The organism is Marinobacter sp., from assembly GCF_048259445.1.
GTDB lineage: Bacteria > Pseudomonadota > Gammaproteobacteria > Pseudomonadales > Oleiphilaceae > Marinobacter.
The window spans coordinates 148841-163932 of sequence record NZ_JBLXHQ010000006.1 but is presented as its reverse complement, the minus strand read 5'-3'; the positions used below and the strand labels follow the sequence as shown (position 1 = coordinate 163932).

At 48.7% G+C, this 15092-nt stretch carries 10 protein-coding genes and 1 pseudogene; 3 read left to right on the top strand and 8 right to left on the bottom strand.

The genetic code is table 11. From position 1 onward, the window contains the following. Together ACN0RL_RS06815 and ACN0RL_RS06810 are read left to right on the top strand one after the other, a co-directional pair. Nucleotides 1-116 (top strand): transposase domain-containing protein (locus ACN0RL_RS06815; RefSeq protein WP_417515032.1); only part of this gene is annotated, 116 nt, incomplete at its 5' end. A gap of 856 nt (nt 117-972) precedes the next feature. Beyond that, entirely contained in the window at nt 973-1971 is a 999-nt protein-coding gene (locus ACN0RL_RS06810) for a hypothetical protein (RefSeq protein WP_417515018.1), read from the top strand. A gap of 455 nt (nt 1972-2426) precedes the next feature. Here ACN0RL_RS06810 and ACN0RL_RS06805 read toward each other — a convergent pair whose 3' ends face one another. The 6 genes from ACN0RL_RS06805 to ACN0RL_RS06780 form a co-directional block, all read right to left on the bottom strand. Continuing rightward, nucleotides 2427-3398, bottom strand: a complete 972-nt coding sequence (locus ACN0RL_RS06805) for a glycosyltransferase (protein WP_417515016.1) — start codon at nt 3396-3398, stop codon at nt 2427-2429. After that, on the bottom strand, nt 3399-4394 hold the full coding sequence (locus ACN0RL_RS06800; RefSeq protein WP_417515014.1) for a CapA family protein: 996 nt from the start codon (nt 4392-4394) through the stop codon (nt 3399-3401). 6 nt (nt 4395-4400) lie between these two features. Next, nucleotides 4401-5777, bottom strand: a complete 1377-nt coding sequence (locus ACN0RL_RS06795) for a hypothetical protein (RefSeq protein WP_417515012.1) — start codon at nt 5775-5777, stop codon at nt 4401-4403. Then, a complete protein-coding gene (locus tag ACN0RL_RS06790) occupies nt 5774-6397 on the bottom strand; it encodes an acyltransferase (RefSeq protein WP_417515010.1) in 624 nt (207 codons plus the stop codon). Before ACN0RL_RS06790 ends, ACN0RL_RS06795 begins: the two co-directional genes overlap by 4 nt. A 1-nt stretch (nt 6398) precedes the next feature. Next, the gene (locus tag ACN0RL_RS06785) at nt 6399-8987 is read right to left on the bottom strand and encodes a hypothetical protein (RefSeq protein ID WP_417515030.1); all 2589 of its coding nucleotides are present in this window, start codon (nt 8985-8987) and stop codon (nt 6399-6401) included. 68 nt (nt 8988-9055) lie between these two features. Next, on the bottom strand, nt 9056-10504 hold the full coding sequence (locus tag ACN0RL_RS06780) for a lipopolysaccharide biosynthesis protein (protein WP_417515008.1): 1449 nt from the start codon (nt 10502-10504) through the stop codon (nt 9056-9058). A gap of 333 nt (nt 10505-10837) precedes the next feature. Here ACN0RL_RS06780 and ACN0RL_RS06775 point away from each other — a divergent pair, with 333 nt between their 5' ends. Further along, nucleotides 10838-12793 (top strand): acyltransferase family protein, encoded by a 1956-nt coding sequence (locus ACN0RL_RS06775; RefSeq protein WP_417515006.1) that lies wholly within the window; start codon nt 10838-10840, stop codon nt 12791-12793. A 136-nt stretch (nt 12794-12929) separates the two neighbouring features. On the opposite strand, the gene ACN0RL_RS06770 is transcribed toward ACN0RL_RS06775, so the two are convergent. After that, complete coding sequence (locus ACN0RL_RS06770) at nt 12930-14354, bottom strand: exosortase/archaeosortase family protein (RefSeq protein WP_417515004.1); 1425 nt, start codon at nt 14352-14354, stop codon at nt 12930-12932. 119 nt (nt 14355-14473) lie between these two features. Next, nucleotides 14474-14563, bottom strand: a pseudogene (locus tag ACN0RL_RS06765) (PEP-CTERM sorting domain-containing protein); the annotation flags it as partial. Between the last annotated feature and the right edge of the window lie 529 nt (nt 14564-15092).

Here is a 15092-nt window from a genome sequence, read left to right as displayed (position 1 = left end):
ACGATCCGTATGCCTATCTGAAAGATGTTCTGACGAAGCTGCCGACGCAGAAAAACAACGCCATTGATGAACTGCTACCGCACAACTGGAAGCCGGTGAGCATTAGCAAGGTGTGATGGGCGGACGCTTACGGAAATTGACCAAATAAGCGGTCTGATTCAACTAAATAACGTGGATAGCTGGGTTGAGGAAGGTAGAGAAAGGCCGAAGAGTGTAATAATACAGATATGGCCTATTTTGCTCAGGCTTTATGAGTCTCTGGTAAGTCGATAATGGGCATCTGTGAATGTCTAGAAGTTCAGATATAACGGGAAGTTTTCGAGAACACATTGACTCTTGATGTTAGCGATGGCGAATTTTATGCATAAGCAGTAGGGTAGGCGTTTACCGTCCGTTACTGTCCGATAACCAAGAACATACAGCAAAGTAGGGCTTTTATGAACTCGTTCTCGGCGTTTCCCTCAAAGTTCGAGCACACTTCCCGCCAGTATTAAAAGAATCTGAAAATCTCTGATGCAAGGGGGATTGGATAAGTAGATCTTGGCGAAATGGTTGCAACAGAAAAATTCAGGAAATCAGTAAATAAAAATGAAATGGGGTGTCCTTCGATCAACTCTCAATAGAGAAAGGGTAGTTGGACGGCGGAGAGTGCCGTGTTCAAGCGCGAATTTGGGTGCGGTGGTTAGAAAAACGGATTAAAGTAATAGGCTCAGGTCAGTTGAAGGTGATTTCTCGGGTAACAAGCTTAGGGCTCGGGTACATTAGGAATCCTAAACGGTCGATAGGTGTGACTTGCGTTAAACCTGCTAGTATCGTTCTAATAGAGGTCGCAAAATAATGTTTTTAGCTAAGCGAATAGCAACTCTTACGTTCTTCGGTGCGATAGGAATCGTTTCATTAATATCCACATATGCATTCAGCGAGGTAGTGTTCGAGGAAAACTTCGACAGTCAAGCTGACTGGACCAGTACTATGCATACGGTCAGCAAGTCACAAAAAATATCCGAAGGGGATGTTTTACCAAAAAATTGGGACGCCATTTACCAAGGTACAACTTGGTCACCGGAGACGGGGTTTCCAAACAATCATGCTTCACTGGAAATTTTAGATTCAAACTCAGAAAAATCCCTAAGTGGGTCAGGGAAGTCGGCTGTTTTTTGGCGGGAGTCTCTGAACCTTGGTTGGCGGAATTGGGCGTCGGACGCACAGCTTGTCAAATTATTGGATCAAGGCTATGACCAGTTATATGTGGAGTTCTGGATCAGATTTTCTGATGATTGGTATGGGCGGAATGAAGGTGAGTTCGGCAACTGGGTTTCAAAGTTTTTTCGCATAGGTAGCTGGGATGAAGTGGGCGATATATACAATGGGGCCTTAGGCTCAGTCGGACCGGTGTTTATTTGGGACTGGAAACGTGATTTGTATGGTGTTCGCAATCAGTTCACATACCGCGGTGGGCCTCATGGAGAAAACTATGACATGTCAAATAAATACCCGCAAGGAGAATCTCTGAATTTCACCACTAATTCGATTGGAATGGGCATCAACGGTACAGACCCATTAATTTTAGATCGAGTATACGGCGGGTGGCTAAAAGACTTCGGAGGACGCGCTGATCACAATCAGGTTTTTGGTGTGGGTGGGAATTGGACGAAAATGGCATTTTACGTTCAGATGAATTCAGCTCCCGGTGTCCACGATGGTGTCATTCGACAGTGGATTAACGGCGTGCAGAGCCATAATAGAGAAGACGTTCCTTGGATTGGGTTTAATACAGGAAATAAGATGGCGAAATGGAACTACGTGGCTATAGGCGGAAATGATTACTTTCAGCACTATCCCAACGAGGATCGCTATCAAGACTGGTATTCAATTGATAACTTAGTCGTCAGAAGTGACATACCGCTTGAATTGTTGTCCGGTAGAGCTGGTTTTGCGCCAAATCCACCGCCTGAAGTATTCGTAGAGTAATTTTGGCGATTGCCCGATAATATACCGTCTCTAGCTTGTTGCTATAGCGTAAGCGCCTGGCCATCACACCTTGCCAGGTATAACGTAAGCGCCACTAAATCAGCAATCGCAAAGATGTGCGGTGGAGCCATCTTTTGGAGAATGGCTTATTTACGTTCTGGTGAATAATGGAGCATGGTTGTCCTTCGAAATATTCAGGCGACAACTACGCTGACACATAGGGGTATCGTTCAATCCTGGCAAGTTGCAGAAAGTTGAGCGTAATAAACTGGCCGCTTAAACGCTGTCACTTGGACAACTGGGTTGAAAATCGCCGAGGGGGTCGGGTACCGTAGCTGCCAGAATATTCTCCACTCATCCTTTGGTCGGCACTTGCCCAGAATCCTAAGCATATCCACGTGTTGCAAGAGCAGTTTAATATGATTGAATGCTAAAAGCCTGCTTGGCAGCTATACTTATCGGTCGTTATTATTTTTTAGCTTTTTTAGAGACTTGACTGTGCCTAAAGAGCGAGCGATCAGGTATATATAATCGAGTATAAATATGCCAAGTAGTTCATCTGGTCTTTTAAAATGATAGTGAGTTATTATTATTCGCTTGAGGGATAGTGTTGCGGCTAAAGCTACTGTTATAGAAAGCATTTCTATCGAAACGCTGAAGTTTTTTGAAAATAAGAAAAATAAAGAGAGCGAAAAAGCGATCGCGAATATAAGTACTATCCAAAACGTATAGTCTTTTATTGAGCTGCGCATAAAAACCAAATAGTTTTCGGAATGCCATACTTGCCTTGAAAAAAAGGCGCCTAGTGTTGATGGATTCCCCAAATGAATAACGGAAAGACTGTTTTCAATTCGCACAGATATGCCTATTTTCCGTAACCTGCTTGAGAGATCTGAGTCCTCGCCTGAAGTCATTTGTTCATTAAACCCTCCAATATTGATAAACTTGACCGATGATATAAATATACAACCGCCTAGAAGATCGGGTTGGAGTCGGGGTTTTTCAGGATTTTCAAGAAGCCATAATCTTTCAATCCAGTTCGCCTGCGGTCCGGTTTTATAAGCACCACCAAAAACACAGTCCTCGTCAGTATTTAGGAGTTTTACGCCTCTGGCGATCCAGCCTTGATCAACAATGCAGTCGGCATCGATAAATATCAGAATTTCTGCGGTAGCATGTCGCGCTCCAAGGTTACGAACGGCACCGACATTCCCTTTCTCAAGAAGTAGAACTTTATCAGCATACTGATGAGCAATCTGAGCAGTGTTGTCTGAAGATGCATTATCTACAACAATTATCTCAAGCAGGTCAGTGGGATAGTCTGATTCACGCAAGGCCACCAGTGTTTTTTCAATATATCGTTCCTCGTTATAAGCCGGAATGACGATTGATACAGCAGGTAGATATCCATTACTAACATTAGCCACTTATATTTTTCCCACGATTTTTTTTAGGATGAACTGGCTCTTCAACTTTCGATTTCCTTTCCAAAAATCTTTCAAAAACTTTGTCAATTTTCTTGTCTGCTCGCCGCTCATGTTCTGGCCAAGATCGTATAACTTGAGGGAATTGACCAGATCTTGAGATGCACCGGTAAGGATAGGACGACCCCCATTTTCTGATATGGTCACAGGCCAAACACGACAGGCAGAAATACTTTGTTTCTCAAGTTCAATGTCCAAAATACCTGATTTTAGAAGTCGTGAGTCCCAGAATAGATCGAAAACAAAGTTGCCGAGGGAGGGAGCGACCACGGCCTTTTGCTGTTTCCAGATTTCGTAGAACAAATGGGGGTGAGAGCCAATAACCCCCCTTACTCCGATGCTGCAAAGTTTGTCTATTACGGACTTCTGATAATCCATAGTTTGGGTGGAAGATTCCAAACCCCAGTGAAGTAATACGAACAGGTGGTCCACCTCGGAGACAGCTTCTTTGGCACGTAGGACTAGCGCATCGTCAAGGCGCTGGTAACAGTTTTGTGTTTTATCGGTATTGTCCGGGACGTCAGACGCTGCAAGAAATCCTAAAGTTTCGCCCTCAAGCTCTATCGTTTGTGTTTTTTGTCCGTTTACTCCGATAGCGGTGATTCCGGCGCGGGCGAGCGCTTCCAAGGTTTCGCTGAAGCCTTCTTTCCCATGCTGAACAGTGTGATTGTTGGCGACCTGCAATACTCTGAAACCTGCGTTTCTGAGCGTCGCCGCATGCTTGGGATCGCCTCGTAATACCACGCTTTCAGGCTCAGTCGGGTTGAAGTTGTGAGTTGTGAGCGGTGCTTCCAAATTTCCGACTACAAAATCAGCTTGGCTGAACAAGTCCCGTACATTCTCAAATACGTCGGAGTGTTCCAGATAGCTCCCCGGGCCGTGCCCAAAGGACGTGTAGTATTCTCCGAGATTTATATCACCAACGAACATGATGCGCATTGATTGCTATCCTTGGAATATCATTTGGAGCACGCTTTTAAACTTCCCGTTCGGCCCGCGCGGTATTGAAGCTACTTTCTCTACCGTTAGCCGAAGCGTCCCGCCGGTGCGGGCTGAAAAGTTGTGTTGGAGTGTGTATATCTCAGCTTCTGGCAAAGCGGAGTGGCTGATGACCTTGATGGTGCAATGATCCGGAGCGTCCTGAATAACCTGGGCTTCTGATATCCCGTTCAATCCTTTGAAAATGTGATCAATCCGGCCAATTTTTCTACCGTCCGGGGTCTGGATATAGTCATCCACCCGTCCATTGACAGTCTCCAGTAGCTGAACTGATGCTCTGGAGTTGCTTTCTACCGGCTTTTTCGCCGTATCGCCTAGATCATACCTGAGTAGTGGCATTGTTGTGTTCGTCAGCGAAGTTGCAATTAATCGTCCAACTGTCTGGTCATCATCGTACCCTTGGATTTCGGTGATGCCAAGAAGGGGGTTTAAACGATAAGTGCCATCCTGGCCTTGGCCGGCAAAAAGTACGTATTCTGCGGTTCCGTAATAGTCGCTGACCTTACAATCGAATACTTCCTCGATAATTGCTCGTTGCCATGCAAGAAGCGTCTCCGAGTTTGTGACAATCGCCTGGGGGCGGAAAGCTGGCGTAACGCCTGCTTCTCTGTACTGTGCTGCAAGATCGCAGATAGCCGAAGGGTAGCCAATCAGCTCCGCCGGCTGAAACCGGTCGAGCTCTGCCCGATACCAGGGAAACGTCCGGTTATTCAGGTGGTAGCTGGAAAACAGTTTCTGGTTTTCGGTCCGGTTCATTCGGGCAAACGGTGGAGTCATGTTAGTCGCTGGTTGAACCATCCGTCCCGCAAAGGTTGCCCGCTTCGCACCGAATGGAACGCCGTGGTGTTCCTCATGCTCCACAAGCAGAGCCATGGCAAGTTTATAGGTTTTTTCGTTGACCTTTAGTGCCAATGGTGTGCCCGTACTGCCGCTAGTGTGCTGGAGCATGAATGGGTTCGTACCAGGTTCCTGAAACAGGTGGGCATGTTCTTTGACAATCTGCTTTTTCAGAATTGGCAACCGGGTAATGTGTTCAGTAGTGGTAACGTCATTTTCATGCAGCCCGTACTCGGCAAACTGTTGCTGATAGTAGGGAATATTCGAACGGCAGTGCTTTACCATTTTGTGCAAGCGTTCGCTTTGGTGCGCTTCGATTTCTGCGGGGCTCCAGGACCTGCAGTGGCGAACCTGCTCCAGAAGTTCGCGGTAGAGGGAACCTGCGTAGCGCTTGCGGTAGAGCTTGTATCCATAGGCAGACACCAACACATTCTGCAGAAAGACGGGTGATCGGAAGTAAATTGCTTCTGAGATTGATCCCATCATTCCACCTCCTTTGCGGATTCAGACGAGGGCGTCGGATTGGACTTGAGCCGATTGCTGATGCATCTTGCGGGGTTGCCCACCAGAATATCCCCTTTGGCTGAGGGTTTTGTCAGGACGCTACCTGCCGCAAGAATACAATGGTCTTCCAAGCCCGCCATAACCAGCGACGTATTGCCCAGCCAGCAGTCGGAACCTATCCGGATTTTTTCAAAGACACCGCCTTGGTCTTGAATGGGCTTTTGAATGTCCTGAAACTCATGCTGACGACTTCCGCTCAGAATATGCACACCGCTGCCGATCAGAGTGTTTTCTCCGATGGAACACATTCCGATATTACATTGCGGCCCGATATACACTCCTTTCGAGATACTGGTGTTACGGTGTGACAGGATGGTCAAAAAGCCTACTGAAATTTCGTCAGAGGTGTCAGGGCATATCAGATGATAGAAGGCCGCCCGAAGGTAGACTCCGAATTTACCGGGTATCAGGCTTAGACCCTGAGAGAACGACGCGAATACCCCGTCGGCATTGCCCACCTGACTGAACATCAGGCACAGCAAATACAGGGGCAATGCGAGCGCCAGAAATACCGATTTCACGAAACGTTTAAAAGTTCGCATGTTAACTACGGTCCAGTCGTGCATCGATCCAAGCTCGTTCTCTGGAAGGCCGAAATGCAAGTATTCCACGGACGAGGCGGCCAATCATCCTGGCCGCAAGCTCGCTCCAGGAAAGGCTGAGGGAACGGCTATCCTGCGCAGGCTCCGGACGGTCCTTGAGTTGGTTCTGGCCCTCGTGGGTAGTAAAGTGATGCGGCCCATAGTTCTGCATCAATATTATCAGGATGCGGGCATAGTGCTTTGGGTTACCCTGGGCCAGAGCTTCGCTGACGCCTGACAACCACTGGCTTCCTTTGCTACGGAAGTCTTCAGCGCGCGTCGGATCCAGTTCGGCTGCCTGAAACATCAGCATGGCTTTGCGACTATCTTGGGCTATCCAAGTGTCGTTTGGGAATTCGAGTTGCGCCGTATCTGACAGGAAAGGTCGCTCATTCTCCAGCATCCAATTGGCGTAATGCATGAATGCAGCTCGGGCGTGGCTGTAGTGAATACCGGTGCTTTCTGTTTCTCTTTTGAGGTACAGGTAGCGGGCAATACTGGTCATTAGTATAAGGTACGACCAGCCGGTTTCTACCTCGAGCAAATTTCGTTTTTCGATGTCATCTGCTGGATGGATGGTTTTGCGAATGACACCTTCCGCATGTTCCAGCCAGTCCTCTTCGGGTTCCAATAGCGATGCGTCTAGCAGGGCATTGAGATAATTGCCCGTGCCTCGAGTAAACGGGTATTGGTGGGGGGAAGGGCGCTCGCCTTTTAGCATCGACTTCAGCTTTGGCAAATCCTGTTTCTTAAGGGCCAGTAGTTGCTCGAGCAGACCGCCTTGGCCCTCGTGGGAGGTCCGGATCCAGTTTGCTAGTTGGATAACCGCATCCCGAGACGCTGGTGCACCTGTCATGTAATAGTGGTACAGCAGTCCAGTTGTATAGCAGTGTTCGGCAGCAGGCCCGCCTCCAGTCTGTCCCGGAGTTGAGCTGGTATCGTTGTGGCGGGTAAACGTCCGGTGTGAAGCTGTATGCGCGTCCAGGTAATGGTCAGTATGCCAGAATAGCCCATTATTGTATTCGGCCCTGTCTTTTTCAGTATGATAGATGTCTATATCTGCAACGTGGCGGGCAAGGTCGTCCATAAGTTGAAACCAGCGCTTATCCCCGGTTAGAGCGTACTGCCTTGCAAAGCCATATATTGGGTCGTATTGGTTATTGTAGTGAGAGATGAACGGTGGCTCGCCTTCATTCTGGTAGAGCGTTTCATGGTCCGCGAAAATATCCCCGAAGTTACGCCAGCCAAATTCGTCAATCACCTCTCTTTTTGCAAAGAAGTTAGATTGTCCATCTAGGCCTTCAGCAATAAGCTCGTCGAGAGCGCCGGGTTGAGTATTCGCTTTGAACCATGGAAAAGCATTAGCTTGCTCATAGCACTCTGGTGTAAGCACTGGTATTAACGGAGTGTAAGCTGTTGCGGAGAGGCTGTTATTGGAGTGATGGGCCATCGAGCAGCGAAGTGTTTTCCGTTCTCCACCCTGTAGCTCATAAGCATTCTTCGTATCTTTTGGAAACAGCCCAATTGTCAGTTTGCTTCCTTCCTTGCGAAGGCTGGTTGGAAAGTTCTGCCAGAAACCGGGTACTGCCACGCTCAGCTGTCCGCGATCGTGATCAATATTCACCAGCGGATTTGCCCGCTTACCTTCGTGTTGTAGCTCGCCAGCGTTAGTGAGCCTGTAACCACAGAACTGGGTACTAATTTGGCAGTTGGAGTCTATGTGATTCCGGCTTTGCCAATGTTCGCCGCCGCTTGAGTCTTGGTAAAGGTTGAAATCTGAGAGACGAAACGCACTTGAGTTCTCATCTGTAGCTTGCGGAGTGACTTTGACTTTGCTCGCGGCAGGCAGTGTTGTTTCTACCGCAAGTTCTCGGAAATAAACGGAACCCGGGTCTCCTAAATCCCACAAACCGCCAGGATGACGGGCACGTTTGGGGTTGTGAGTTACCAGTTCCACTTGCACAAGCCCGGTTTCCAGAAAAACACGCAGCTCACATTGAAACCGTGCAAGAGGCTCATTGTTTTGCTTTAGCCATTCGCCTTTTAACGTAGCTGCGACAAAAACGGGGCCTTTAAGGGTAACTTCCCAGTTACCCTCCGCTTTCGCTGTACAGGAGGCGCTTGTCTCATCGGTCAGAGTCACTGCCGATGGTGTGCATGCATCGGTGAGGTTATAAACTCGCCAAGCCAGGCTGCCGGGCTGTAAAGCAACGTTGCCTGCTGCGGTATGGATCACAAGGCTTTCAGCTGTCTGCTTAATTGCAAGCTCAGGAGTGTGGGGAGAGGGCGCTTGTTGTGGGGCCAGTACCAGGTTTTTCTTGCTGTTCGGGTCCAAGCTAATTAAAAAACTTGCGTGAACCCAGCGGATGCTGCCATCTGGCCAGTGGGCAAGGGGCTCAAGCTGCACGCATAGAGGCTCCTGGTCAGCCAGCAGTGAAAGATTATGGGTGGCATGAATCACGCCCTTTGGTAGCGGTATACCAAGGCCAACAGGCTCATTAATGCGAGGTACGCCGTTTTTTTCCTCTAGCTGAATGGCTATGTTTTCCATAAATTCGCCTACTGCCTGACTTCCTGTGTGGTGCATAGAATAATCTGCCAGCTTGGTAACTTAAAGCTTCACTTTCCTCGAACTTCTTTCACTAGATAGCGAAGCTGCCCCCACTCTTCTGTTTTCCTAAGTAAGAGAAAACCTATGGTTCCAGTGCAGAGAGCTGCCGTTGCAACGTGCAGGGTGCCAAGCAATAAAAACTGTAACAAAAAGTGACTATCTGAAAGATCTAAAGACTGGATTGCGAGAACGGCCAGCAGCGTTCCTGCAATAGTTGGAATGCATAGAAAGAGAAGTTTGATTAACGAAAACTTCGTTTGCTGTTCCAGAATAAGCAGCAGTGCAATGGTTGTTGCAACCGAGAGCCAGCCGCGAATCCACGCCATAATCTCCAAGCCTCCTGTGGCGGTGAGCCAGAGAATAACAATGATCGTTACGGTTGAAACAACGTCGAACCAGAAAAGTAACTTTACCCTTCCCTGGGCGATGATGGCATCACTCACCAATGCAAAAAGACAGAAGGTGAAGAAAAATAGACCGAACGGTTCCAGCAAAGGGGCAAATTCAGCCCAGTCCGGACCTAGTAGCACACGGATAATAAGCTCCGGATAAAGCATGATGAAGGCCGTTACGGGTGTAAGCACGGTTATCATCAGAGCTAGACTCAAACGTATGCGGTAGGCGAGGGCTCCACGATCGGCCTTACTTTCGGAAATGGCCGCCAGCAAAGGTTCACTCATCGGAATGATAGCGGATAGCGCTGGCAGCAGGCTGACTTCACGTACCAGGTTATACCCGCCAAGCTGGGCGGTGCCAAACAGGCGCGAAACCATTAAGTTGTCTATTTGGGATCGCGTAAAGCCAACGATTCCGCGTAGTAGAAGCCATTGGGAAAATTGCCACTGCTGGCGAAAATGAATGAGTGTCCAGCGCGGCCGGAAGTTGTGAACACCATAAGACCCAACGGTAAAGATAAGCCCGGAGACAACGGTGCCTGATATGATTGCCCAGTGGCTTGGGCTGATGAGCGCCCAGAGGACGACAACGATAAAAGAGAGCCCCTTTTGCCAAAGCGTAAGCTTGAATATTGGCTGGTAGTTTATCTCTCGCGCTAGCAGCATCATGCCTGGGCTTTTTAGTGCCCGGAGTGGGAGCGTGATTGCTGCGACGGCTAGTGCCGTTGTGAGCTCTGGAGTTTCGAAGAAGTCGGCCAGGAGTGGGGCAACGAACAAAATCAGAATGAACATCGCGGATTTTATGGCGATGTCCATACTCCAGGCGGTGTTGAGGTCTGCTTCGGTTACCTCTGTTTTCTGAATTATGTACTGCTGGTTTCCGATCTCGACCAATAGCTCGAAAAATTGCAGAGCAATGATGACGAGCGCGACAACGCCGAAGTGTTCCGGAAGCAGCAGGCGCGCCAGAATCAGTGTGCTGATGATGCCCAAGCCGCGCTGAACAATCTGCATGCTGAGTAAAAGGGTGGCGCTTTTGAGAACTTTTAAGCTGGTTGTCATGAATAGAAGACAAGAACAGCAATCGCAGTAGCGACCATGTAAGGTCTGGGGAAAGGGATGTTGTCTAATGTCTTCCGTAACATAGCTTGTCCGCTAAACTGCCTGTCAACCTACAGGATACTTGGTATTTCGTTCACATCAAGCTCAAATGTGGCTTTAAAAAATAGTCCTACCTGCGTACCAAAATGGCCGTCTCCAAAGGCTTAAATCCGAGTGAAGATATGGTAGTCGATCTGATATAATTTTAAGTAGGTGCAAAAAGGAACAGTGCCTAAAGGATTATTTTAAAGGTGATTCTCAATACTTGAGATACGGACTTCACAGAGATTAAGAATGCAAAAAAAATTAACCTACCTTCCCCAGCTTGATGGTTTGCGTGCTGTGGCTGTTCTGGCTGTCGTTGCTTTCCACTCTCGGACCGAGTGGCTCTCTGGTGGCTTTGTTGGCGTGGATGTTTTCTTTGTTCTTTCGGGCTTTCTTATTACACAGATGGTGGTTGGTAGCCTGGAAGCTGGAAGATTTTCGTATGTGGGTTTCATCGCAGGGCGGGTAAGGCGGCTATTTCCAGCGTATCTTGTAACGGTGATGGCCTGCTTGTTGGTAGCTCCTTTGATCCTTTTGCCTGCCGAGTTTGAACGTCTTGCGGAAACAGCGCTTGCTTCTCTATTTTTCCTTTCTAATGCCTTCTTCTATCAGAATCTAGGATATTTTGACGCTGCGGCTGAGCAGCAAATTTTACTGCACACTTGGTCATTGGCGGTTGAGTGGCAATTCTATTTGATATTTCCCGCAGTTCTTTGGGTGGCCTTTCGGTTTACTGGCAAAGTTCTCACTGCGCTGTTACTTCTGGGCGCAGCGAGCCTAACTTTGAATCTGGTGATGACCCCTCACGACGCGAAGTTTACCTTCTTCATGTTTCCTGCGAGAGCCTGGGAGCTAATAGCTGGTGGGCTATTGGGTCTGGCGTACATGAAGGGGGCTTTGCGGGGCAGAGAACGGCTGGCCTATACGCTAGCAGGGATATTCCTTCTAGGGGTGGCGTTTGTTTTCTTTGACAAGTCGACGCTGTTTCCAGGAGTTGCCGCGATTGTTCCCGTGTTGGCGACTGTTCTGCTGGTTTATAACATAACCCAGGCCGAAACAGGTTTGCTTACATCATGGCTTTCTTGGCGTCCCCTTGTGTTGATCGGCAAGATGTCCTACTCGCTTTACTTGTGGCACTGGCCCATTCTGCTTTATGCCCGCTTTTACTTTGGTGATGAACTGTCATTTGTCCAATTACTGCTTTGTTGGACGATTACGGTTGTGCTTTCTTACGGCTCTTGGCAATGGATTGAATCCAGACTGCGTGGGCATCGCTGGTTAGCGGGTAAGTGGCGTAGTTATATCGGTGCTGTTGTCATGTCTGCGCCGGTTGCGGTAATTGCCGGTATGGTTATGTTAAATGATGGATACCACAAACGACTGCCGGAGCGGGCTCAGCACCTTATGGCTATTGAGAAATGGCCGGATTTTGGTAGCTGTGTGACGAATTACAATGAGGATCAATATTACAATTGTGTTGTTGAGCCTGAAGGAAAACCAGCGACAACGCTTGTTTGGGGGGACTCCCATGCTCAAACTTTGATTTGGGCAATTAATAGTATTGCCGAACGGCGACGGACAGCTGTCCGTCATGTCACCAAGGGCGGCTGCCCTCCCATTTTTTATGGGGTGCCGGTTTCTGCAAATATCGACAAAGATGCGTGTCTTGAAGCGCAGAAGTCAGCAAAACAAATTATAGAGTCTGACCCGACTATTAAAACCGTTTTCATAGCTGCGCGGTGGCCCTTGTACCAAGCAACGACCCTGACATTGACGGAAGATCAAGCAAGTAAGAATTTTGTCGACACGTTAACAACTACTATAAACGAGCTTCTGGAAAGCGGGCTCAATGTTGTCATCGTGGACAGCTTGCCAGAACCAGGCTTCGATGTTGCAAATGTCCTTGCACGAAGGGCGTTGATTGGGCAGCAGTCAATCGATACTTTTGCAGATATAGATTTACCTTTTCAAAGCCTGAAGGCTCTTAAGGATATTAAAAGCCCCAATTTAAGTCTGGTGCGTTTGAACAGTACCTTATGCTCTGATGGCCACTGTCCAATCTGGGAGAACGGTGAAATACGCTATTTTGATGGTGATCATCTAGCGAAAGCTGGAGCCCAAATACTTATCGACGATATCGATAAAGCCATCGCGTTGGAACCTGCTGGACTGCGTAGTGCGGAATTTGTTGGTGCGGTCCAATAACCGAAAGAGCGGAAATACTGTTGAAATAGAAAGGTAAGAGCCATGATTCCATGTCAGCGAGATTGTCTGAAAGTATATCTCGAGACGAGCGTCGTCCATCTCTAATCACTCAGAGCGAAAATCACCTGTTATGCGATTAAGGCAGAAAGTCGCTGACCAGTGCCATTTGATGACGTAGCTGATTCACTAAATCGTTGCAATCAAGCCTTTTACACTCAGCCTGCAGTGTCACTAGCCCAAACCTTTTCTCCCCATTCAGTGTGGCCAGAACCTGAAGCAACTTCGCTTCTTTATAACTCCACGCCCGATACGAACCAACCTGAAACCATTGGCCAACGACAACCTGCTTCCTTGTGAGAATATTGCGAACGCGCTTCAGCCCTGAGCCGTAGGTTTCCTGAACCTGCCAGAGGGAGTGGTCAAACGAGGGGCGCAGGTAGGGCACGAGCTTTTCATCGTTGGTGGTTTTTTGGCTTTGCGCGAGTGATATCCAGACGCCGCCAGTGCGCCATACCTGATCTTTGAGTGTGTCTGGCAGATCGAGTGGTATGGGCATGTTGCTGTTGTTCGCCGGTGTCGCGTTTGGTAAATCCAGAGTCCAGGCGGTCGCCGGTGCGCCAGAGGTTTGTACAATGGTTAGTGCAACAGGGCCGAGTGCGATAGCGATGATAACGGCCCAGATGCCGGCCTTATTGAAGCTTGACTTGTAAGCACTATCTTGGGCCTTTTCGCTTCTCTTGCGAACGGGAGAGAAGTATAGCGCTGGTAAAACAAACACCCCGAAAACGATCCAGCCCATGGTTTCGTGGTCGGTGAGCATGTCGCTTTGCATGTCGGTTTCGTAGGCTACGACAACCAGGATGGTTATGCGCACCCAGTTGGCGATCAGGGCGAGCGTGGCGGCGACCAGGACGGTTATCAGCCAGCCCCGCCAGCGATAGTCGTTGAGGATGGACATCATCATGGCCAACAAAATTGAAATTGCAAAATAGCGGATGCCGGAGCAGCCGTCGGCAATAAGTAGGCGGCCATAGGGCAGCGTGATGCTGTTGCCTTCAATTAAGGCAGTCATTCCGAACCAGCCTACCCAGGTACCTACCACTACGCTTGCGAGATCTACAAGGGCAGGGACCATGTCGGCCCAGATAGGTAGGGAGAGCGATAAAAGTAGAACGTAGGGGATGAAGGTCAGTGTTCGATTTAATCCCAATAGTGCCCAGGCGGTTGCGGTGAGACCGGCTGGAAGCAGAAGGAATGCAAGAGTATCAATGCGAACCAGTTCCAGCAGGCCCCAAAGCAAAGTTGTGATGACTAACAGAGCCGCGCCGACTAAATAGTAGGGCTTGAGCTGTGTTTGGCGGCTGGCCTGGCTGGGTGGGTGGATCAACAGGAGGCCAAGAAAGATAACGGCAGTCGCGAGACCGTGAGCCAGAACCTGCTCGAACTCAAGCCAAGCTTCTGCAAGTCGTATCCAGGTGGGATAGAAGATCAGAACCGCAATCGCAGTAGCGACCAGGTAAGGCCTGGATAGGGGTAAGTTGTCTAATGTCTTCCGTAACATAGCTTGTCCGCCAGACTGCTTATCAACCGACAGGATACTGTGTATTTCAATTACATAAAACTCAAATTCAAAGCAAAAAAAAGCCAGCCGAAGCTGGCTTTTTCACTAGCTTACCGTAATCAGGCTTTCTGACGACGGCGAGCTGCACCAAGGCCTGCGAGACCGAGGCCAAGGAGGGCGAGGGTGCCAGGCTCGGGTACTGGTACTGGCAGATACGAAATATTCAGAATCGATTTATCGATGAAGAAATCACCGTGCCGACTTTCGAGAAGCACCGAATAGGTTCCGTCGGCAACACTGAGAAAATCGATAGCAAAGCCGTACAAGCCAGTGTCAACTTCTGCCTGGCCCTTGTAACCGTCTTCTCCATATGCTCCAACGTACTCGTACGCGCGGTCGTTGTCGTCCCGCAGAAATAGCGTTAAGGATGCGGAGGTTATCTCGTCCGCCAGGGGATCAAAACTGAAGATGTGGGTCCAAGACACAAAATCGCCCTTGTATTCAAGTTTTGAAACACTGCGGCCACCGTAGCTATTCAAGTCTTCGGCAGCATTGGTGCCGTTATAATCAAAGGTCGTAATATCCTGCAGGCTGATCGGGGCTGCTTGCGCCACACTAACACCACCAGCGAGCATCAAAGCGCAAGGTAACATTGTCCACTTCTTCATGAGACTAATTCTCCATTTAACTCTGGTCTTCTTGATTCTGTCAGACCTTTTATATTTCATCCCCTTCGCC

Excerpts from the sequence above, each read along its gene's own strand:
- ACN0RL_RS06810 (WP_417515018.1), top strand. The coding sequence starts at position 973 with ATGCATACGGTCAGCAAGTCACAAAAAATATCCGAAGGGGATGTTTTA.
- ACN0RL_RS06800 (WP_417515014.1), bottom strand. The coding sequence starts at position 4,394 with ATGCGCATCATGTTCGTTGGTGATATAAATCTCGGAGAATACTACACG.
- ACN0RL_RS06795 (WP_417515012.1), bottom strand. The coding sequence starts at position 5,777 with ATGATGGGATCAATCTCAGAAGCAATTTACTTCCGATCACCCGTCTTT.
- ACN0RL_RS06790 (WP_417515010.1), bottom strand. The coding sequence starts at position 6,397 with ATGCGAACTTTTAAACGTTTCGTGAAATCGGTATTTCTGGCGCTCGCA.
- ACN0RL_RS06785 (WP_417515030.1), bottom strand. The coding sequence starts at position 8,987 with ATGGAAAACATAGCCATTCAGCTAGAGGAAAAAAACGGCGTACCTCGC.
- ACN0RL_RS06780 (WP_417515008.1), bottom strand. The coding sequence starts at position 10,504 with ATGACAACCAGCTTAAAAGTTCTCAAAAGCGCCACCCTTTTACTCAGC.
- ACN0RL_RS06775 (WP_417515006.1), top strand. The coding sequence starts at position 10,838 with ATGCAAAAAAAATTAACCTACCTTCCCCAGCTTGATGGTTTGCGTGCT.
- ACN0RL_RS06770 (WP_417515004.1), bottom strand. The coding sequence starts at position 14,354 with ATGTTACGGAAGACATTAGACAACTTACCCCTATCCAGGCCTTACCTG.